This window comes from Rhizosphaericola mali, assembly GCF_004337365.2.
In the GTDB taxonomy this organism is placed as follows: domain Bacteria; phylum Bacteroidota; class Bacteroidia; order Chitinophagales; family Chitinophagaceae; genus Rhizosphaericola; species Rhizosphaericola mali.
In genome coordinates this window covers 4,294,901-4,316,040 of record NZ_CP044016.1, presented here as the reverse complement: position 1 = coordinate 4,316,040, position 21,140 = coordinate 4,294,901, and the positions used below count along the sequence as shown (strand labels likewise).

Here is a 21,140-nt window from a genome sequence, read left to right as displayed (position 1 = left end):
ATTTTTTAACGTTTAACAACATTTGTGAAAACAAATATACAACAGAAAAATTAACCAATAGCAAAATTTATATTTTTTTTACCATTGGTTATAATTTCTTAACCTTCTAAGGATTGCGCAAATGCTAACAAATCAGGAAATCTGAGATCCGTATCTTCATTAGGATATGGAATATCTGGGTGTGTTGTAGACAATAAAACGGTAAACATACCCGCATTTCTACCAAATTTCATATCACTTAACCGATTGCCCACCATGATACTTTTAGAAAATTCAATATTTGGATAATCCTTCTTCGCTTGAAAAGCCATGCCCGGCTGAGGTTTACGATTGGGACTATTATCTTCCAAATCGGGACAGAAATAGAAACTATCGATGCGACCGCCTTCCGTAGCAATTTCAGATTTTAATTTTTTATGTATTAAAGTCAAATCCTGAATAGTCATCAACTTTTTACCTATTCCTTTTTGATTGGTAACAATAACTATTGTATTAAATTTCTTTGCTAATATTCCCAGGGCTTTAGGTATATAATCATACACCTTCAGTTGATCCGTATTTAACACATAACTATCTCCGATCTCTTCATTTAATACACCATCTCTATCCAAAAACAGCGTCCAAGTTTTGTCGATTTTAGAAATATCCAAACTAGCAAAATGATGAATTTTTAGTTCTTTCATAGCTTTTTTATAATCTTCAGGAATACCGATATCAATGAAAAAATGTTCATCAATTACGCCAAACAATTTTCCATTATTTGTATTTTTTTCCAAATAATCGGTTTCAAATGAAAATTTTTCTGGCCAGTTTTGAGATTGAAATTTTGGAATATTGAGCGCATAAATTCCACCATTAATCAATCCTTCTATATAAAATTTCTTCTCTTTAAAGGAAACAACTTGATTATCTGCATCTAAGGAAACAACACCGTAACGGTCAAATTCATGCATTGTCTTTAAAGACAGCGTACATTCAGCCTTCTTAGTTTCATGCGCTTCGCTCAATGCATTTAAGTCAACTTTGTAAAAAGTGTCTCCATTAGCGATGATGGCATTTTCACTTTTTGTCAAAGCGCAAGCTTTATTAATCGCGCCACCCGTACCTAAAGGCTCCGTTTCTAAAGACAGCGTATAAGTTGCTTTTTCCTTGACAAAAGGCGACTCCGAAGAAGCCAAATATTGTTGGATAATTTCATTTTTATAGCCAAGTGCAAATACAAAATGCTCTATACCTTGTGCAATAAAATTCTTAACAACATACCACAAAAATGGTCTGTCTGCCACTGGCGCCATCGGTTTGGGTACATTAGGGACTTCACTTTTTAGTCGTGTACCCAATCCTCCACACAGAATTATGCAATCTTTAATCATACAGTTTGGTTTCTCGTTAATCTTCAAATAAACTTGCTTCAACCAATTCACAGATAATATGACCTATCAAAATATGACTTTCTTGTACTCTAGGCGTTACTTTGGATGGCACGGCAAATAAGATATCACTTAAATCCTCCATTTGGCCACCATTTATACCAGTTAAACCAAGTGTAATTATGCCTTTGTTTTTAGCCACTTCCATAGCTTTAACTACATTTTTGGAATTGCCTGAGGTACTCAATCCTATCAATACATCACCTTCAAATCCAATACCATCTACCAAGCGGGCATAGATGTCGTCATAACTATAATCGTTAGCAACCGCCGTCAAATAGGAAGTATTACAATGCAATGCTTCTGCTGGCAATGCTTTTCTATTTTTATAAAAACGTCCACTAAACTCCGCCGCAAGATGTTGCGCATCTGCTGCGCTACCGCCATTACCACAAAACATGACTTTTTTATCTTTGGAAAATGCATCCACCACCAATGCTACAGCCCTTTCAATATTCAAAAGAAAGGCTTCATCTTTCAGTATTTTGGTCTTTACATCAATTGATTCTGCAACCAAACTAGAAATTTTTTCAATCATTTTTTTACCTTGAAATGTTCAATGAGATACAAGCAATACGGTTCAAAAGTCCGAATATATTTAGAATATCAAAATTTAATATTGATAAATATCAAATTTTAAGATTTTACGGTCCAAGTAATTAAACCATGACGTGTAAATCGATAAGGTTTCACCTCTCCCCCAAACTTCTTTAAAGCTTCAATAACTTGATAACGCGTATTTCCAGGACAATAAAATGTCATAAATCCACCTCCACCAGCACCAGAGATTTTTCCTCCAGTTGCTCCAGCTTCAATCGCCGCGCTATAAATATCATCAATTAAATCATTGGAAATATTAGCAGCCATTTGCTTTTTCTGCTGAAATCCGAAATCCAAAATTTGTCCAAATTTGAACAATTCACCTCGCAACAGCGCTTCTTTCAATAAGATAGATTGTTCTTTTAATTGATGCATCGCTTCAATAGATTTTTCATTTTTTTGAAGCACATTTTTTTGCTGTTCGACGATAATTTTGGCACTTTCTCGACTTGTGGAAGTGTAGAATAAGAGCAAATTATTTTCCAATTCATCCAAATATTCATTGCGAATTCTAAGCGGATTGACAATCACGCGATCGTCTGCCAAAAATTCCATATAGTTCACTCCACCGAAAGTCGCCGCGTATTGATCTTGTTTACCTCCGCTAAGTCCAAGATCTTTTCGTTCGATATCATAAGCGTAATGCGCAATATCGTAATCTCCCAATGGCAATTTGAGCATTTCAACAAATGCACCTAAAATAGCAACAACCAAAGTAGATGAAGTACCCAAACCGCTTCCAGCGGGTGCATCCACAAATGTGTTCAATCGAAATCCTTGTTTGGATATACCGTAATCTTTTTGAATACGATTATAAACACCTTTTAATAAATCCAAATTTCCATTAATTGGAAGACTTGTCGTCCAATCGTACACTTCCTCCTCTCCTCGATCCATAGCAGACAAGATAATTTGTTCGCTTTCAATCAATTCAATATTGGCATGTGCAAATAAGGAAACCGTAATATTTAAAATTGCACCGCCATACAAATCACTATAAGGACTTACATCTGTACCGCCGCCCGCAAGTCCGATACGTAATGGGGCTTTGCTTCTGTAAATATTCATAATTAATTTGTTTGAGAGATTCCGCTGATGACAATCATGCTTTCCACAGCTTTTGCCCAGCTATATTTTTGTTTTTCTATTTGAAGATAAGGAAGATAATGAGATTCTCCCTGTGCATATAATTTTTCAATTCCTATTGCTACAGCTTCTGAGGTTGGTTCTGTTACGACACCAACTTTTCCATCTGGAACCATATCCGGTAAACCACCTACATTGGTAACCAACATCGGTTTTTCAAAATGATATGCCAAAGGTGTTACGCCACTTTGTGTTGCATCGCGATAAGGTTGTATCACAAAATCAGCTGCACTTAGATAATATTTGACCTCACTATCAGTAATGAAATTAGTATGCAAATGCACATTTTTTAACTGATATTTTTCAATAGTATCATCATAAGGTTTGCGATCTCCATAAAATTCACCAGCAACGATTAATTGTATATCCGAACCTTTTTCTTGCAATAAATGCATGGATTCCAACAAAATATCCAAACCCTTATATTTTCGGATAAATCCAAAGAACAAAATCCAAGGCTGATTTTCAGCAATTTGTAAATGCTTACGCGCTTCTAATTTGGAAATTTGCACACCAAAATTGTCGTATAACGGATGTACTATTTGAACTGCAGGTTTTTGGGTAAATTTTTTCAAATCTTGTAAAACCGCTCCACTCATTGTAACAAATCCATCCACCGTCTTAACCAAATAATTGGTCAATTGCGTTTGCATGGGGAAATGTTCATGTGGTATGATATTGTCCGCCAAGCAAACCGTTCTCGTATGTTTATTCTTTTTGACAAACCGTAAAATCGTACCCAAACAAGGCGCCATAAATGGCAACCAATATCGAATCAATATTATATCAGGACGAAGATTTTTTAACTCCTTGCCGACTTTACGCCAATTGAGTGGATTCACAGAATTGATACAAACTTTAATATCGATATCCGTCGGCGCTGGTTCATCCGAAAACTGTGTCGTACCTGGAAATAAAAAACCAGGATATTGTAAGGAAAATGTATAAATACTGGCATTGTGTCCTGCTTCTTTGAACGCTCTTGCCAAGCGCTCATCAAAAGAGGCTAAGCCTCCTCTCAAAGGATGTGCAGGACCAATAATTATTATGTTCATATTTCAGCTCTATGCCAAATGCAAAAAGCTCAAAGCACAATACAATTGCATTACGCATTGAGCTTTTTGCATTCAGCTTATTTTTATTTTTTAAATAAACGCCAGAAATCTAGACCTAACGCATATACCATCAATCCAAGCAATAAGACCATTCCGATCATTTGCGCGACTTCCAAAGTTTTGTCACTTGGTTTACGTCCTGTAATCATTTCAATCAAACAAAACAATACATGTCCGCCATCTAAAGCTGGAATGGGTAAAATATTCATCAGCGCCAAAACCATAGAGAAAAAAGCTGTCAACCCCCAGAAAGTTTGCCAATCCCAAAGTGAAGGGAAAAGATTTCCCATGCTGATTACACCACCCAAAGATTCATTCGCTTTTACTTTTCCACTAAAAATTAATTTTAACTGTAAAACATAAGAACGTAATGTTTCTTTTCCTTTCTGAAAACCACCAGGGAAAGATTCCCAAAATCCGTATTTTGTTAAATGAGTTTTCAAAGCATTATCTGGAATATTCGGAGCAATACCAATAATTCCATCCGCAGGAACATTTACACTTAAATTCAATGTATCATTTCCACGAAGAACTTTTGCAGTAACCAATTTCCCTTTGTTGTTAGAAACGCTTTCTTTAAATTGATCGAAAAATTGTACCGCGTTACCATTTACTCCAATAATCTTATCTCCTACTTTGAATCCTGCTATTTTCGCAGGCATCGTATCTACCACTGTTCCTAAAGGATACATAAGATATCTTGGAGACAAGAAGGCTATATCTTTATATTTAATAATATCGCCCGCAAATGTTTTTGGAATCGCGACATCGATCTTTTGACCATTTCTATCAACTTGTACAGAAGTTGCTCCATCCAAAATGACATTCATGGCAACATTCTTAAATCTTTCAACTGGTTTATGATCAACACTTAAGATTTTATCACCATTCTTAAATCCAACACTTTGTGCTAATGAATCTGCGGTTACACCATAAGTCAAATTTTGTGTAGGTAAATATTCATCACCCCAATGAAATAACATCATGGAATAAATAAAAAATCCCAGCAATAAATTCATCACCACGCCCGCACACATGATAATCAAACGTTGCCAAGCTGGTTTAGAACGAAATTCCCAAGGTTTGGGTTCTTGTTTCAATTGTTCTTTATCCATGCTTTCATCGACCATTCCGGCGATTTTGACATATCCACCAAAGGGCACCCAGCCAATACCATATTCGGTATCGCCAACTTTCTTTTTGAATAAGCTAAACCATGGATCAAAAAATAAGTAAAATTTTTCCACACGACATTTGAAAATTCTCGCAGTTATGAAATGACCAAATTCGTGTAAAGTCACCAATATCGAAAATGAAAGGATAAACTGTAGCGCTTTAACACCTACGCTAGCCCAATCGATAGCTAATAATACCATTTGAATAGTTTAAAAAATAATCGTTTTCCGCTTTATAATCTTACAATGGATGCGGCAAAACTTCTCGCTTCTCCGTCACTGTCAATATAATCTTCTAAAGAAGGTTTTTCAATGAATTTGATTTTTGTCATGGCTTGTTCCACCACGTCTGTAATATCCAAAAATCCAATTCGGTTATGTAAAAATGCGTATACCGCAATCTCATTAGCTGCATTCATAATACAAGGTAGATTTCCACCTTTTTTCAACGCTTCAATCGCTAAAGAAAGATTTCTAAATGTTTTGTAATCAGGCTCTTCAAAAGTTAAAGTGTCTGGTCTACGGAAATTGTATCTTGGAAAATCGGAATGTAATCTTTGGGGAAATGACAATGCATATTGAATCGGCAATTTCATATCAGGCAATCCCATTTGTGCTTTGATCGCGCCATCTTCAAACATTACCATACTATGAATGATACTTTGCGGATGCACAACGACTTCAATTTGCTCCGGTTTAAGATTAAAAAGCCATTTCGCTTCAATCATTTCCAAACCTTTATTCATCAAAGTTGCAGAGTCAATGGAAATCTTAGCGCCCATACGCCAATTGGGATGCTCCAATGCATGATCTCTTTTTACATTGACCAAAAAATTAGGTTTTCTACCCAAAAATGGACCACCACTTGCGGTCAATATAATTTTTTCAATTTTATTCTTTCCTTCTCCAATTAAACATTGGAAAATCGCACTATGCTCGCTATCTACGGGAATAATTGGAACACGTTTCGCCGCTGCCATTTGCATAACTAAATCACCGGCAACGACCAAGGTTTCTTTATTTGCCAAAGCGACAGGTTTACCTATTTCAATGGCTTTAATCGTAGGTAAAAGTCCTGCATAGCCTACAATTGCTTCTAACATGACATCATAGCAATCATTGCCTGCTGTTTCTAACAAAGCATCCTCTCCTGCCAATACCGTGATACCCGTGCTTTTTAAAGCATCTTTGATATAATTATATTTGCTATCATCAACGATGACAACAATTTTGGGATTAAATTTTAGTGCTTGTTTGATTAATAGGTCAGCGTTGCTCGCGGCAGTCAAAATCGCCACAGAAAACAAATCAGGATGTGCCTCAACAACTTCTAATGCTTGTTTACCGATAGATCCTGTTGATCCGAAAAGAGCGATTCTTTTTGTTTGACTCATTTTATATAAAAATCTTTATGCTAATATATTGGATTGTACGCAAAGTTAATGGTTAATAGGAAAAGAGTTATGAATTATGAATGATAAGTTATTTAGCCAATACATTCACATTTTTAATTCCGATTAAGACTCTGATTCTTTTTCTTCTTCTTTAATATGCAAACTCTGACCATTGGTTTTTCCCATTTCCAAAATCCAATCTTTACGTTTTAATTCAAAATTAGTACCTAAATACAAACGCCTAACTTGTTCGTTTTCAGCTAATTGTTCGGCAGTTCCGTGTTTAAATATTTTACCATCAATCAAAAGATACGCTCTATCACAGATGGAAAGCGTCTCATTTACATTGTGATCGGTAATGAGAATACCGATATTTTTATATTTCAATTTGGCAACCACACTTTGAATATCTTCTACGGCAATGGGATCGACTCCTGCAAATGGCTCATCTAACAAGATAAATTTTGGATCGATAGCTAATGCTCTCGCTATTTCCGTACGACGTCGTTCACCACCACTCAAACTATCCCCATTATTTTTGCGTACGTGTTGCAAACCGAATTCATTCAACAGCGATTCTAATTTCTCAGCACGTTCAGATTTGGATAATTTGGTCATTTCCAAAATCGCCATAATATTATCTTCTACGCTCAACTTTCGAAATACAGACGCTTCTTGCGGCAAATATCCAATGCCCAATTGTGCTCTTTTATACATAGGAAGTTTTGTGATATCTTCCTCATTTAGGTAAACAGATCCTTCTTCTGGCTGTATCAAACCCACGACCATATAAAAAGTCGTCGTTTTACCTGCTCCATTTGGACCAAGCAAACCGACGATCTCCCCTTGACTTACCTGAACAGATACGTGACTCACCACCGTTCTATTGTGATAAATCTTTACTAATTCATTTGTTTTTATGGTTAAACTCAACTTCCTGTATTTTTAGGAAACAAAGATATTGATTAACCTGAAAACCTTGCTATCTTATGTAATTTTAAAAATAGATTATGACGTATATACCGTACTTGTACCTGCTGCAACGTCGTACACTGCACCAGTAATCTTATTTGCCGCATCAGATGTTAGAAACACGACTGCTGGTGCGATATCGTCCGCTTCTACCCAAGGTAACCCTAAGGCATCTTTTTTGGATAAAACTTCTGATACTTGCGCTTCGGTAACCTGAGCATTTTCATATCCTGGTCCCATTGCCACTTGCCAACGTTTAAGATTATGTGTCATTTCGGTATTGACTAATCCGGGAACGACCACATTTACATTGATATGATGAGGACCCATTTCAATAGCAACAGACTTAGCAAGACCCACCAATCCCCATTTTGAAGCTGCATAAGCTGCACCATTCCACATACCTCTCATACCTTGTGTTGAAGCAAGAATAACAACTTTACCCATTTTTTGAGGAATGATCAAAGGCAAGAATGCTATCATCGTATTTGCCGTACCGATAACATTTGTTCCTATAATTGTATTCCAATGTTCTGGGGTAGAATCTACAATAGAGCTAAAAGCTTGCACTCCTGCATCTGCAACTAAAACATCAACATGTCCATATTTTGCTTTCAACTCAGCCGCAACTTTATTCAATGCAGCGAGATCCCTTATATCCGCCTTAGAGTAGGTAAATTTCTGACCAGCGGCTTCCACCAATTTTTGCGTTTCTAAAATATCGGCAGGTGTAGATGGTTTGTATTCTACCACATTACTGACTTTATCCAAAATATCTATACCGTGAATAGTCATACCTTCTTTGGCCAATGCTAAACAAATAGAACGTCCCATTCCACGTGCAGCACCTGTAACTACTGCGATTTTAGTCTTCTTATCTTTAGGTGAATTCGTGTGTGCATCTGCACTTAATGGGTTAGAAGCCAACCCTGCAATTGCTGCTAAAGAAGCTAAACTCGCAGCATTTTTTACAAATTTTCTTCTACTATTTTCTGGCGATAAATTGTCGGTCATAAATTTTTATTTTGATGAATCTATCGACAAAACTAAGCCAACAATATCATTAAAAAAGTGGACGAATTTGACAAAAGATTGTACAAATTGTAGATGGAGATAACTTTCACATTATCTTATCTTTCCTATCTCTATACCTTTGATTTTGCGATATAATTCGGTGGCATAATTGTCGGTCATTCCAGAAATATAATCTAAAACACCTAGCACTTTTTGGTAATAATTATCATCGTAAAGAAATTGTTTGGGTAAAAGTTTCAATGCTTTTTCTTCTGATTTAGATAAATTTTCCTTTAAAATAGGCGGAATAAAATGATCTAATAATTCATACATCACATTATATCCTGCATTTTCAATCTCCACTACTGCAGAATAATCATAGATATTTTCGATAGAAAATTGTTCGATTTGTTTCAATGCAACACATTGATTTTTGATACTATCCAAAAGTGGAATATGATAATTACCCTCTGCGATCGATTCCCAATTTTGCATGTAAATATCCGTTGCATGCTTGATCAACAAGCCAATGCATTTAGATCTGAGATAACTGACAAAATCATTTTTATCGGAAATTATTTTTCTTTTAGCATCTATTTTTTGCTTTGCTCCAGCATCTAATTCTGTAATTAAATCAGACAAAATCGCAACACAAGACGAATGATCAATGATACCTAAACGATGCGCATCTTCTAAATCAATAATACTGTAACAAATATCATCTGCGGCCTCCACCAACCATACAAATGGATGACGTGCAAATATGGTCGGCTCTTCAGATAATTTTTTCATTTGCGTAGCGCTAGCTATATTCAAAAAAATCTCCTTTTCCGCCTGAAAAAAGCCAAATTTTTTACGATGAATTTCCTTTTTTGTGGAAGCCGATGCTTCACATGGATATTTCATAATTGCTGCAAGCGTCGAATAGGTCAACATCAACCCACCTTCGGATTTGCCAGATTGTTGTTGAGTCAGTATTCTGATAGCATTAGAATTTCCTTCGAAATGTGTAAAATCAGCCCATTCTTTTTCGGAGAAAAAAGAGGATAATTGTTTACCATTTTGGATAAAATAACTAGCAATAGCATCCTCTCCTGAATGTCCAAATGCAGGATTGCCGATATCATGACAAAGACTTGCCGCCGCGATCACACTATTTAAACTGTATTTGTAAAATTCTTTACTATTTTCCGATAAATCTGAAGCATATTTCGAGGCAATAAAGTCTCCTGCAAGCGTACCAAAAGAGCGTCCAACTGATGCAACCTCCAATGAATGCGTCAACCGATTATGTACAAATACACTTCCAGGCAATGGAAAAACTTGCGTTTTGTTTTGCAATCTTCTAAATGCAGCGGAAAATATAATCCTATCGTAATCACGTTGAAAATCAGAACGCACATCTGCCAACACCTTATTTGAAACAGCGCCGGTACGTGCTGCGGAATACAACTTATTCAAATCTATTGCCATAAAACAAAAATATACTATTGTTTCAATACCTTTGCAGTTTACATTTTTCCATGCAATTACAGACAGATCTTACCTATTTATCTTTAGAGTCAGAAAGAAAAATAGCAGAAAACGAGCGATTTAGAACATTTCTAAGTGGTTTTGAATTAGACGAACTTGATAAGATGGTTTTTCAAATAAATGAAATCATAGAACCTAAAATCGATTGTACGATTTGTGGTAATTGCTGTAAAACATTGATGATTAATGTGGAACCGTCTGAAGCAGAAAGATTAGCAGATCATTTGAATATGCCTTTAGAAAAATTTGATGCACAATACATTGAAAAAAGTGATCATAGTGATCGACGTATTGTAAATTGTATACCTTGTCATTTCCTCTCTGAAAATAAATGCACGGTTTATGAATATCGATTTGATGGTTGTAGAGAATTTCCAGCTTTACACAAGCCTATGTTCAAAAAAAGATTATTTACCATTTTCATGCATTACGGTCGATGTCCCATTATCTACAACGTAGTAGAGCAGTTAAAAGCAGAAGTTTCTTTTCAATAAATCATTTATGTACATCTAAACCGTATCTCACAAGATCAATTTTCGCACAAACAAAAATAGCGGCTGCACAATGTACAGTCGCTAAAAATTTTTTAAAAGCTTGTATGTATTAAAAAAGAAGAACTAAGCTTCTGCTGTAGCAGGAGCAACAACAGATACATAAGTTCTGCGTTCACGACCTTTTTTAAATTCTACAATACCGTCAGTAAGTGCATATATAGTAAAATCATTACCAATACCTACATTTTTACCTGGGTGATATTCTGTACCTCTTTGGCGCAAAATAATATTACCAGCAGATGCAGGTTGACCACCATACACTTTAACACCTAAACGTTTGCTTCTGGAATCACGTCCGTTTTTTACGGAACCTTCACCAACTTTGTGTGCCATAATATTTTAGATTAAGACTATTAAAAATTAAAAATTGAAATTACGCGATGCTATTGATTTTGATCTGCGTAAATTGAGTTCTGTGTCCGATTTTTTTACGGAAACCTTTACGTCTTTTTTGTTTGTAAGCGATCACCTTATCATCCTGTACAAGGGCGTTAACAACTTCTGCTTTTACGATACTTTTAATATCAGCACCCAATGTAAGTTTGCCATCAGCATCTACCAACAATACGTCGTTGAACTCTACATTATCACCGTTACTTGCGGTCAGGTGCGGAACATACAAAGTATCTCCTTCTTGCACTTTAAATTGCTGACCAGCTATTTTTACAACTACAAACATGACTTTAAAAAATTAGGAGTGCAAAAGTAAGATGTTTTCCACATAAAACGAAAAAAAACTTCAATTTTGTGAAAAAAAACATTTGCGACAGCAACGTTAGGCTTTTTGTTGCCACAATTTAGCGCCACCGTCAATCCCTTCTTCATTCGTTACGATCTTAATATTTTTATCCAATTCGAAATCAATTTTCTTTGCATTACCGCCTCCAAGATATAGCGTATCATAGTTATAGACGGTTTTCAATGTCTGAATAATGAATTTCAAATGTTCATTCCAACGTTTTTTTCCAGCCTTATCAAATGCTTTCTGACCGATATATTCGTCGTAAGTTTTATCCTTTTTTATAGGATGATGCGCCACTTCCATGTGGGGCAACAAAACACCATTATAGAAAAATGCCGATCCAAATCCCGTACCCAAAGTCACGACAATTTCAAAACCTTTACCAGACATAATACCCAAACCTTGCATATCTGCATCATTCACCACACGTGCAGGCTTCCCAAAAGACTTGGCCAATAAATCTTGAAATTTACATCCCTTCCAAACTTCTGTACCTAAATTGGGAGCAGTAAAAACGACACCCTCTTTTAAATAACCAGGAAATCCAGAGGCTATAACATCATAATCCCAGCCTTCCGTCAATTTTTTAATAACTTTTATAACCGCATTGGGCGTGGCAGGATTAGGCGTGGGTAATTTTTTATACTCTGTAAGTAATTTACCATCAGCATCTAAAACAGAAGATTTAATATTTGTACCACCAATGTCTATAGAGAGAATTTTTTTGATTGTTTTCATAAAAACTAAGATGTTTCATTGGAAAGGTAATGAATATTTCCGGACCGATTTTATTTTAATATTTGCCTAAAAGTTAAATCTCGATTGCCATTGTCATTTTTTATATTTGCGACAATTAAGCGCATTACAATGGGATTAAAATCAATGATATCAAAGCCTTACGCAAAATTTGCAACCAAAAAATTGCGTGTCGCTGCGGACAAAGCGGTAGAAATACAATTACAAATAATGTCCGAATTGGTGGGAAAAGCAATGCACACACAATTTGGCAAAGATCATCATTTCAGTTCCATTCGTAATTATGTAGATTTCAAGGAGGCCATTCCCGTCAAAGATTATGAGGGGCTACGTCCTTACATCGACCGCATTGTAAAAGGGGAATACAATATTCTTTGGGAGGGACGTCCGATTTATTTTGCAGAAACAAGTGGAACGACTAGTGGCGTGAAATATATCCCAATAACAAAAGAATCTATTTCTAATCATATAAATGGTGCGCGCAATGCATTATTAGCATATATCACCAATTCAGGTAATGCACAATTTGTCGATGGCAAACTGATATTTTTAAGTGGTTCGCCGATTTTGCATGATACCAACGGCATTCCAACCGGGCGCTTGAGTGGTATAGTCAATCATCACATTCCATCCTATTTGACCAAAAATCAAATGCCAAGTTATGATACCAATTGTGTCGATGATTGGGAGCAAAAATTGGACAAAATTGTAGAAGAAACGATTTCCAAAGACATGACTTTAATCAGTGGGATTCCACCTTGGATGCAAATGTATTTTGATCGTTTAATAGCCAAAACGGATAAAAAAATAAAGGACATTTTCCCTAATTTTTCGGTTATGGTATATGGAGGTGTCAATTTTGATCCGTATAAAAAGAAATTATTTGATTCCATTGGTAAATCTGTTGATACTGTTGAACTCTATCCAGCAAGTGAAGGATTTATTGCCTTTCAGGACAATATGGAAAATGAGGGATTACTTTTAAATACGAACGCAGGTATCTTTTACGAATTTATTCCAACAGAAGAAATTTTTGATGAAAATCCAACACGTTTGCATCTGGGAGAGGTAGAGTTGGATAAAAATTATGCATTGGTAATTAATAGCAATGCTGGACTTTGGGGTTATTTGATTGGAGATACGGTCAAATTTATAAGCCTACAACCTTATCGAATCAATGTAACAGGTAGAATAAAACATTTTATTTCCGCTTTTGGAGAGCATGTAATTGGCGAGGAAGTCGATTGGGCAATAGCAAAAGCCTCGGAAGAACACAATGTGGAAATTACGGAATTTACCATTGCACCAATGGTCGTACAAGGTGATGGACAAAGCTACCATGAATGGTTTATTGAATTTACCAAAATGCCAGAAAACCTAACTGCGTTTGTCGAAACTTTAGATAATCATTTGCGTAGCCGAAATGAATATTACGACGATCTTATCAAAGGCAATATTTTGCAAAAATTGCATATTACGCCCATTCAAAAAGATGGCTTTATCAATTACATGAAATCAATCGGCAAACTTGGTGGGCAAAATAAATTACCAAGATTGAGCAATGACCGAAAGATTGCAGAAGCAATGGAGAAGTTTAAATTATAATACAAATTGGCGCAAAAAAGCTAGTAATCTTGACGATCTTATATCAAAATGTGAACAGGTTTTAATAATATAAATAGAGATCTTTTATGGTAGAAAAATTCATAATTTGGTAGGATTTCATTTCTCCTAAGTTATACGTAACACTGCTTGTTGACCCATTAGTCGCAGAACTAATAATAATAAATCCATCACTTGTTATCATAAGCGAACTTCCATTATTGGACATGCTATTACTAGAATTTGTAACGACAATTGAATAACCGCTGTACAATTTATTTTGCTCCACGCCAAGAGCTTTGGCAAGGTTACTAGCAGAAACCTGGCTCTGTGTCTGGGTAATGACTTCTTTTTTACAAGAAATAATGAGCATTGTTGTAATGGCAAGTAGTAATAATTTGATCTTCATTTCAATAGGTGATTTAAAATTTTGGATAAATATTTATTTAAAATATAGCACTTAGATTTAAAGAGTAGGAAAGCCGATATTATTTTTTGATCTCAGACGCATCAAATTCTCGCTTGAAAATATAAACATTCCTATATCCAGAATCTATTTTGAATAACTCCCATTTATGCGCTGCCATAAAATTCAATAAATCGGGCAGTAAATTCATATTAGGTATTTTATCCCGCAGTTCATTTACAATGGTAGTATCTGTAAATTTAAATAAAGAATCAATTGATCCTTCAGAAAAAACACTTTTTATTTTAGATGTAAAAAAAATTGTACGTCAACAGTACAATACCTTGTAACTTTTGACTGCGCCATTCCTTTAAGTAGGAATAATTGAATAAGCACAACGAGTAAGAAGGTCTTTTTCATTTTTTTATATTTAAAATTTCTAAAAGACATTTATAATTTTTACTTCTTTTTTAGATAACCTTGAAAATATCCCTCCGTTATATTTACGACTGGACTATTATCTTCCTGAGGAAAAAACGGATTTGCATCCGCCGTTTTGTGTACCGGTCCACTAAATGTACCACGAACAAAGCCGCTAGACTTATCAATCTCTAACAATTGAATGGAAAAGCCTGGTAGATAAACGGTTGCGGTATAAGTTGTCGAGGTAGTAGCATGGGATTGACTAAATAACGCAAAAAAATCACTATATGGTAGGGCACTTGGAATATATGTCCCTGGTATAATATCGCTCTTGATTCGCCCAAAACCTAATGTAAAAGGATAAACATATTCAGAATTGGTACTATCTGGTAACACCTTACCGGAAATACCTATCATTTCTATATCGTTAGCAGTACCTCCAATAACCAAACTATCTGGAATATATCCATTATGAACCACACCCTCTGCTGTAAAATACCAGTACATGGTCATATCAATTTTCGGAACAACTGGGATTGAAATATCGCAAGCAGTACTACTCACAGAAATGGGTATATTGTAAGTTCCTATAGTGGCTGGAGTTCCGCTACCGTATAGGGTAAGCGTATCTTTCCCAAGATGCACAAATGAGCCACTATCATGGAATTGAATATTGTTGACGGTTGATGTCTGAATCGTATATTTTCCTGTGCGAGTAACTATTATAGGAATACGTACAGAATCAGATGTTGCCAAAGAAACACCTTGTTTATACGTACCAAAAACTTCCATAGTAGGACAATTTCCAGACGGAGCATCAAAGACGTATGCCGCTGATAAAGGAGTAATTGAAAAAGGTAAAATTGACGTATCAAAATGTATTATAAAATCAGCATTGGCATCCTTTAAAAACGTACCAAAACTAGGTATATGAAAATCAGAAATTCCTGTGTGAGAAATATATCCACTAGCTGCAAACCAATAACCATAGACCGTATCCGTCCCAATATTATAATTACCTGGAGAATTAAACATTGCTGATACGGTAAGATAATTACTGTCCGTCAGATTCGTACCTAAAGTATAATCTCCATGAACATTGACAGAGGTTAGATATCCAGACGCTTTGTTATTATTCGTCTCAAGACTTAACTCTCGGGCACAACTACAAAATATTAAACAAAGAAAAATAAAGGTTTTAAATAGTCCGGGGATTTTCATAAAATGTCAGTATTCACGATTTGACATTTGCATCTCTAGCAAGTTTAATATAGTATGAACTACGCTATATATGATTACTTATATTCTTCGCAGCAATCCATCCAGTTGTCCATGCATTTTGGAAATTAAAGCCTCCAGTAATCCCATCAATGTCCATAATTTCACCAGCAAAATATAGCCCTTCGATTTTTTTGGATTGCATCGTATTGGCATCAATTTCTTGCAAATCAACCCCTCCGCAAGTAACAAATTCTTCTTTGAAAGTTGTTTTACCTTTGATTTCAAATGATTGATTGGTAAGTATTTGGATTAATTTATTTTGTTGTGCAGATTTTAATTCTGCCCAATTGGAATTAAGAGAAATATCCGCAGTTTCCAAGAAATATAACCAAAGCCGATTGGGTATTTCCCAAGGATTATGTTTGCCAATATTTTGCTTTGCAAATTGATTGCGGAGATCCACCCAATTTTCTCTTAGTTCATTTTCATTAATCTCTCCCAACCAATTTACTCCAATAGAAAATGTATAATTCTTTTCTGCTAATTCTCGCGCCCCCCAAGCTGAAAGTCTCAACACAACAGGGCCGCTCAATCCCCAATGCGTAATAAGCAATGGACCATTTTCTACTAATTTGGAACCCGCAATTTTTACTCTAGCATTCGGAACACTTAATCCCATTAATTTGGAAAGGGAATTATTAGGAATGTTGAAGGTAAATAGTGAAGGAACAGGAGCGTTGATTTTCAAACCCAATTTTTCAATCCATCCAAACTGTTCTTTTTTAGGAAATCCACCACATGCTAGAACTACATTTTTTGCTCTAAATTCGCCTTTGGACGTGAATAGACTAAAATATTCTGCCTCTTTTACTATGGATTCTACCGCAACATTTATTCTAATCTCAATTTGTAATTTATTGACCGCAGCTAAAAAACAATCAATAATCGTTTGAGAATCATTTGTACTTGGGAACATTCGCCCATCTTTTTCGGCATGTAACTTTACGCTATGATTTCCAAACCATTTTTCCGTATCTAAAGTATTAAATTGATGAAATGCTTTTTTCAAAAAATTCTTTCCTCGCGGATAACGTTTCACTAATTCAGGTAAATCCAAACCGAAATGTGTTACATTACAACGACCACCACCACTCACTTTAACTTTAGAAAGCAATTTGGTCGATTTTTCAATAATCAAAACTTTTGCATCTGGTTGATTTTCAACAATATTGATTGCTGTAAAAAAACCAGCCGCACCACCACCAATTACAATTGCAGAATATACAGACATACGTAAAACAAAAATGCAGAATATTGCGTAAAATATTCTGCATTTGTATAAATATTTATCAAATTACAATACAGGCATTTTGAAATCTTTGAAATAAGAGGTATTCAAATTAGGATTCTTAACTTCTTTCTCTTCAATCAAAGAATAATCAGAAAGAATTAATGGATGATTCTTTTTAACACAGACATCGTGTTCAAAATGTACAGATGGCATTCCATCAGCCGTTCTAATTGTCCAACCATCTTTATCCGTGTACACTTGTCTTGTTCCCAAATTAATCATTGGCTCAATCGCAATGGTTAAATTTTCTTTCAATTTAGGTCCAGTTCCTCTCCTTCCATAATTTGGTACATAAGGATCTTCATGCATGGTTTTACCCAATCCATGACCAACTAATTCACGTACAACACCGTAACCATATTTTTTTTGCGTATGCTCTTCAATTGCATACGAAATATCTCCCACACGATTTCCATTAATCGCTTTTGCAATACCCATATAAAGGGATTCTTTAGTCACACGCACCAATTGTAAGATTTCATCGCTCACTTCACCAATGATGAAAGAATAGGCATGTTCGCCAACATAACCATCTTTGGTAATACCGAGGTCGATGGATACAATATCTCCATCTTTTAATTCTACATCATTAGGAAAACCATGAACAACCACATCATTGACTGACGCACAACAATTATGCGGATATCCACCATAATGCAAAAATGTAGGCACACCCTTCAAGTCTGCAATCATATCTGCACACATTTTATCAATCTGCATCGTTGTCATACCAGGTTTCAATACACTTGCAACCTCACCTAACATCGAACTTACCAATCTTGCATTCTGTTGCATTATAGCAACTTCTTCATCTTTTTTTATTATCAACATGATAAACTTACCTCCTAAAAAACAACAACCTGTTAGAATACTCCTAACAGGTTGTTTATAATTACAAATATTAAATACTAATTGTTATCGATACCAGCAGCAATGCCTGTTGTCATTGACTGTCTTCCATGGATACGAGAACCACCTTTCATCAATCCGTCGTATTGGCGCATTAACAAATGTGTTTCGATTTGTTGTAATGTATCCAAAACAACACCAACCATAATCAATAAAGAAGTACCTCCGAAGAAAGAACTGAATGCTTGCGTAACTCCCAATTTTTGTGCAAATCCAGGAAGAATACCCACCAAGGCTAGAAATACAGCACCTGGGAATGTAATTCTATCCATAATCGCTCCAATAAAATCGGCAGTTGGTTGACCAGGTTGAATACCAGGAATAAAACCATTGCTTCTTCTAAGATCTTCACTCATTTGCTTAGGATTGAATATCAATGCAGTATAAAGGAAGGTAAAACCAATCACCATAACCGCATAGATAACCATATACCAAGGATTACTATGATCACTGAATATTGCGATGATACCTGATTTTGCATCCAAATTAGTAAAAGAAACCAATGTAGGTAAGAACATAATCGCTTGCGCAAATATGATCGGCATTACACCAGCACTATTTACTTTCAATGGTAAAAATTGTCTAGCACCACCAACTTGTTTATTACCAGTAATTTGTTTTGCATACGTTACAGGCACTTTTCTTACACCTTGAACTAAGATGATCAAACCCATAATAATTGCAACCAAAATACCAACTTCAATCAAGAATACTAACAATCCACCGGCACCTTTAACTTGCTTAGCTTGGAATTCTTGAATTATTGCTTGTGGTAAACGAGCTAAGATACCTACCATGATAATGATAGAAGTACCATTACCCAAACCTTTATCTTGTATTCTTTCACCTAACCACATTACAAATAATGTACCTGCAGTTAAAATGATAATAGTAGAAACAAAGAAATAAGAAGAATATGCAGGAATCAATGCATCAGCATAACCAGGACTTTTCAAATAAGCTACATAAGCTCCCGCTTGAAAAATCGTAACGATTACTGTTAAATAACGCGTCCATTGATTGATTTTTTTCTGACCACTAGCACCTTCTTTTTGAATTTTTTGCAATTGAGGAACCAAGACGGTCATTAATTGCATAAAAATAGAAGCCGAAATATAAGGCATCACACCTAAAGCCAAAATAGAAGCTTGTGCAAATGCACCACCAGCAAACGTATCAAATAGTCCTAAAAGACCGTTGTTACGCGTATTAGCTGCTGCAGCTTGTATTTTATTAGGATCAATACCTGGTAGTACAATCTGAGTCCCAAAACGATAAACTAAAACCAAAACAAGGGTAACAAGGATTTTGCTTCTTAATTCCTCGATATCCCAAATGTTTTTAATATTTTGAATAAATTTTTTCACTGAAGTGGTTTTGAAAGTATAAATACCATTAAGCTAAAAGGACGCAGGCAAATCTTGCTTGCGCCCGGCGAATATCGGAAAAATTATTTAATAATTTCAATACTTCCTCCAGCTGCTTCAACAGCTGCTTTAGCTTTTTCACTTGCTGCGTGTACTTTGAAGGTTACTGCAGAAGCGATTTCTCCGTTTGCAAGAATTTTAACTTTGTCAGTACGGCTAATTAATGCATTAGCATACAAGTTGTCCAAAGTGAATTCTTTAATTCCATATTTTTCAACCAAAGATTCAATTTGAGATAAGTTGAACACTTTATACTCAATATGATTTGGATTTTTGAAACCACGTTTTGGTGTACGACGTTGGATTGGCATTTGACCACCTTCGAAACCAATTTTGATTTTCCAGCTAGCGTGGCTTTGTGCACCTTTGTTACCTTTCGTAGATGTACCACCTTTACCAGATGCTTCACCTTTACCTAAACGTTTTTTCTTTTGGATTGAACCTTTTGCAGGTTGTAAATTGTGTAATTTCATTACCTTGATTTTTACTAACGGGGAATCTCCCCTCGCGATTAAAAAATATAAAACTAGAAAAGCTAATACGCAAAAAATGCATATTAGCTATAAAAAACATTTAAAGAAACTTATTCTCCAATATTTTCAACTTTTACAAGATGGCTAACTGCGTTAACCATACCTAAAATTTGAGGAGTAGCTTCAATTTCTTTAGAAGCGTTAAGTTTTTTAAGACCTAAAGCCTTCAAAGTTCTTTTTTGACGCTCAGGACGATCGATACCGCTCTTAACCTGAGTTACTTTAATCTTTGCCATATAGTTACCTTTTGGAAGGGTGTATGAATATTGTTATAAATAAAGTAAAATATTACAACAGAATAAATTATCCGTTAAATACTTTGCTCAATTTAATGTTACGTTTTTTAGCAATTTGGATTGGTTCGCGCAAAAGAGCTAATGCATTGATCGTAGCTTTAACCACGTTTTGAGGATTAGCAGACCCTAAGCTTTTAGCCAATACGTCAGTAACACCTGCGCTTTCCAAAACGGCACGCATGCTACCTCCTGCGATTACACCGGTACCAGTTGCAGCTGGTTTAACCAATACTTTCGCAGCACCAGATTTAGCTAATTGTTCGTGAGGGATAGTACCACCACGTACAGGTACTTTAATAAGGCTTTTCTTTGCATCATCAATACCTTTAGTAATAGCTTCTTGAACTTCTTTAGCTTTACCAAGACCTTGACCAACAATACCGTTACCATTACCTACTACTACTAATGCAGAGAAGGAAAATGTACGACCACCTTTAGTTGTTTTTACTACACGATTGATGGAAACTACTTTCTCTTTCAATTCCAAATCGCCTGTAGTTTTTATTTTATTTTCGTTTACTTTAGACATTTCTTAATACGA

23 protein-coding genes are annotated in these 21,140 nt (G+C 35.5%); 2 read left to right on the top strand and 21 right to left on the bottom strand.

Going from position 1 to position 21,140, the window contains the following annotated elements; all coding sequences use genetic code 11:
* Positions 1-98 precede the first annotated feature (98 nt).
* From E0W69_RS20655 to dgt, 9 genes are all read right to left on the bottom strand, one after another.
* A complete protein-coding gene (locus E0W69_RS20655) occupies positions 99-1,373 on the bottom strand; it encodes an HAD-IIIA family hydrolase (protein WP_225321314.1) in 1,275 nt (424 codons plus the stop codon).
* Positions 1,374-1,389: 16 nt separating this feature from the next.
* Entirely contained in the window at positions 1,390-1,968 is a 579-nt protein-coding gene (locus E0W69_RS18555; RefSeq protein ID WP_131331558.1) for a D-sedoheptulose-7-phosphate isomerase, read from the bottom strand.
* Between the two features lie 98 nt (positions 1,969-2,066).
* Entirely contained in the window at positions 2,067-3,098 is a 1,032-nt protein-coding gene (locus E0W69_RS18550; protein WP_131331557.1) for a GHMP family kinase ATP-binding protein, read from the bottom strand.
* Positions 3,099-3,100: 2 nt separating this feature from the next.
* Positions 3,101-4,231, bottom strand: a complete 1,131-nt coding sequence (locus E0W69_RS18545) for a glycosyltransferase (RefSeq protein WP_131331556.1) — start codon at positions 4,229-4,231, stop codon at positions 3,101-3,103.
* Positions 4,232-4,314: 83 nt separating this feature from the next.
* Positions 4,315-5,667, bottom strand: coding sequence for an RIP metalloprotease RseP (rseP, locus tag E0W69_RS18540; RefSeq protein WP_131331555.1), 1,353 nt, complete (start codon positions 5,665-5,667; stop codon positions 4,315-4,317).
* Between the two features lie 32 nt (positions 5,668-5,699).
* On the bottom strand, positions 5,700-6,860 hold the full coding sequence (locus tag E0W69_RS18535) for a 1-deoxy-D-xylulose-5-phosphate reductoisomerase (RefSeq protein ID WP_131331554.1): 1,161 nt from the start codon (positions 6,858-6,860) through the stop codon (positions 5,700-5,702).
* 123 nt (positions 6,861-6,983) lie between these two features.
* Entirely contained in the window at positions 6,984-7,793 is an 810-nt protein-coding gene (gene lptB / locus E0W69_RS18530) for an LPS export ABC transporter ATP-binding protein (protein WP_131331553.1), read from the bottom strand.
* A 75-nt stretch (positions 7,794-7,868) separates the two neighbouring features.
* Complete coding sequence (locus E0W69_RS18525) at positions 7,869-8,846, bottom strand: SDR family NAD(P)-dependent oxidoreductase (protein WP_131331552.1); 978 nt, start codon at positions 8,844-8,846, stop codon at positions 7,869-7,871.
* A 111-nt stretch (positions 8,847-8,957) separates the two neighbouring features.
* On the bottom strand, positions 8,958-10,319 hold the full coding sequence (gene dgt / locus E0W69_RS18520; protein WP_225321313.1) for a dGTP triphosphohydrolase: 1,362 nt from the start codon (positions 10,317-10,319) through the stop codon (positions 8,958-8,960).
* A gap of 50 nt (positions 10,320-10,369) precedes the next feature.
* Between dgt and E0W69_RS18515 the strand changes: the two genes are divergently transcribed.
* A complete protein-coding gene (locus E0W69_RS18515) occupies positions 10,370-10,873 on the top strand; it encodes a YkgJ family cysteine cluster protein (protein ID WP_131331551.1) in 504 nt (167 codons plus the stop codon).
* A gap of 123 nt (positions 10,874-10,996) precedes the next feature.
* Here the strand turns inward: E0W69_RS18515 and rpmA are convergent, their stop codons facing one another.
* The 3 genes from rpmA to E0W69_RS18500 all read right to left on the bottom strand — a co-directional run bounded on the left by rpmA (position 10,997) and on the right by E0W69_RS18500 (position 12,413).
* The gene (gene rpmA / locus E0W69_RS18510; RefSeq protein WP_131331550.1) at positions 10,997-11,266 is read right to left on the bottom strand and encodes a 50S ribosomal protein L27; all 270 of its coding nucleotides are present in this window, start codon (positions 11,264-11,266) and stop codon (positions 10,997-10,999) included.
* A gap of 40 nt (positions 11,267-11,306) precedes the next feature.
* On the bottom strand, positions 11,307-11,612 hold the full coding sequence (rplU, locus tag E0W69_RS18505) for a 50S ribosomal protein L21 (protein WP_131331549.1): 306 nt from the start codon (positions 11,610-11,612) through the stop codon (positions 11,307-11,309).
* A gap of 96 nt (positions 11,613-11,708) precedes the next feature.
* A complete protein-coding gene (locus E0W69_RS18500; RefSeq protein WP_131331548.1) occupies positions 11,709-12,413 on the bottom strand; it encodes an ROK family protein in 705 nt (234 codons plus the stop codon).
* A gap of 144 nt (positions 12,414-12,557) precedes the next feature.
* Here E0W69_RS18500 and E0W69_RS18495 point away from each other — a divergent pair, with 144 nt between their 5' ends.
* A complete protein-coding gene (locus tag E0W69_RS18495; RefSeq protein ID WP_225321312.1) occupies positions 12,558-14,036 on the top strand; it encodes a GH3 auxin-responsive promoter family protein in 1,479 nt (492 codons plus the stop codon).
* 61 nt (positions 14,037-14,097) lie between these two features.
* Here the strand turns inward: E0W69_RS18495 and E0W69_RS18490 are convergent, their stop codons facing one another.
* From E0W69_RS18490 to rpsE, 9 genes are all read right to left on the bottom strand, one after another.
* On the bottom strand, positions 14,098-14,442 hold the full coding sequence (locus E0W69_RS18490; protein WP_131331546.1) for a hypothetical protein: 345 nt from the start codon (positions 14,440-14,442) through the stop codon (positions 14,098-14,100).
* Positions 14,443-14,521: 79 nt separating this feature from the next.
* Positions 14,522-14,650, bottom strand: coding sequence for a hypothetical protein (locus tag E0W69_RS20730; protein WP_255478210.1), 129 nt, complete (start codon positions 14,648-14,650; stop codon positions 14,522-14,524).
* 248 nt (positions 14,651-14,898) lie between these two features.
* Positions 14,899-16,083, bottom strand: a complete 1,185-nt coding sequence (locus E0W69_RS18485; RefSeq protein ID WP_131331545.1) for a hypothetical protein — start codon at positions 16,081-16,083, stop codon at positions 14,899-14,901.
* A gap of 64 nt (positions 16,084-16,147) precedes the next feature.
* Positions 16,148-17,374, bottom strand: coding sequence for a BaiN/RdsA family NAD(P)/FAD-dependent oxidoreductase (locus tag E0W69_RS18480; RefSeq protein ID WP_131331544.1), 1,227 nt, complete (start codon positions 17,372-17,374; stop codon positions 16,148-16,150).
* A gap of 63 nt (positions 17,375-17,437) precedes the next feature.
* Positions 17,438-18,265: a type I methionyl aminopeptidase gene (gene map / locus E0W69_RS18475; RefSeq protein WP_131331543.1), complete on the bottom strand. Its 828-nt coding sequence runs from the start codon at positions 18,263-18,265 to the stop codon at positions 17,438-17,440.
* A gap of 77 nt (positions 18,266-18,342) precedes the next feature.
* Positions 18,343-19,710, bottom strand: coding sequence for a preprotein translocase subunit SecY (gene secY, locus E0W69_RS18470; protein ID WP_131331542.1), 1,368 nt, complete (start codon positions 19,708-19,710; stop codon positions 18,343-18,345).
* A gap of 83 nt (positions 19,711-19,793) precedes the next feature.
* Positions 19,794-20,243, bottom strand: a complete 450-nt coding sequence (gene rplO / locus E0W69_RS18465) for a 50S ribosomal protein L15 (RefSeq protein ID WP_131331541.1) — start codon at positions 20,241-20,243, stop codon at positions 19,794-19,796.
* A 110-nt stretch (positions 20,244-20,353) separates the two neighbouring features.
* A complete protein-coding gene (gene rpmD / locus E0W69_RS18460; protein WP_131331540.1) occupies positions 20,354-20,539 on the bottom strand; it encodes a 50S ribosomal protein L30 in 186 nt (61 codons plus the stop codon).
* A gap of 67 nt (positions 20,540-20,606) precedes the next feature.
* Positions 20,607-21,128 (bottom strand): 30S ribosomal protein S5, encoded by a 522-nt coding sequence (rpsE, locus tag E0W69_RS18455; RefSeq protein ID WP_131331539.1) that lies wholly within the window; start codon positions 21,126-21,128, stop codon positions 20,607-20,609.
* Positions 21,129-21,140 lie beyond the last annotated feature (12 nt).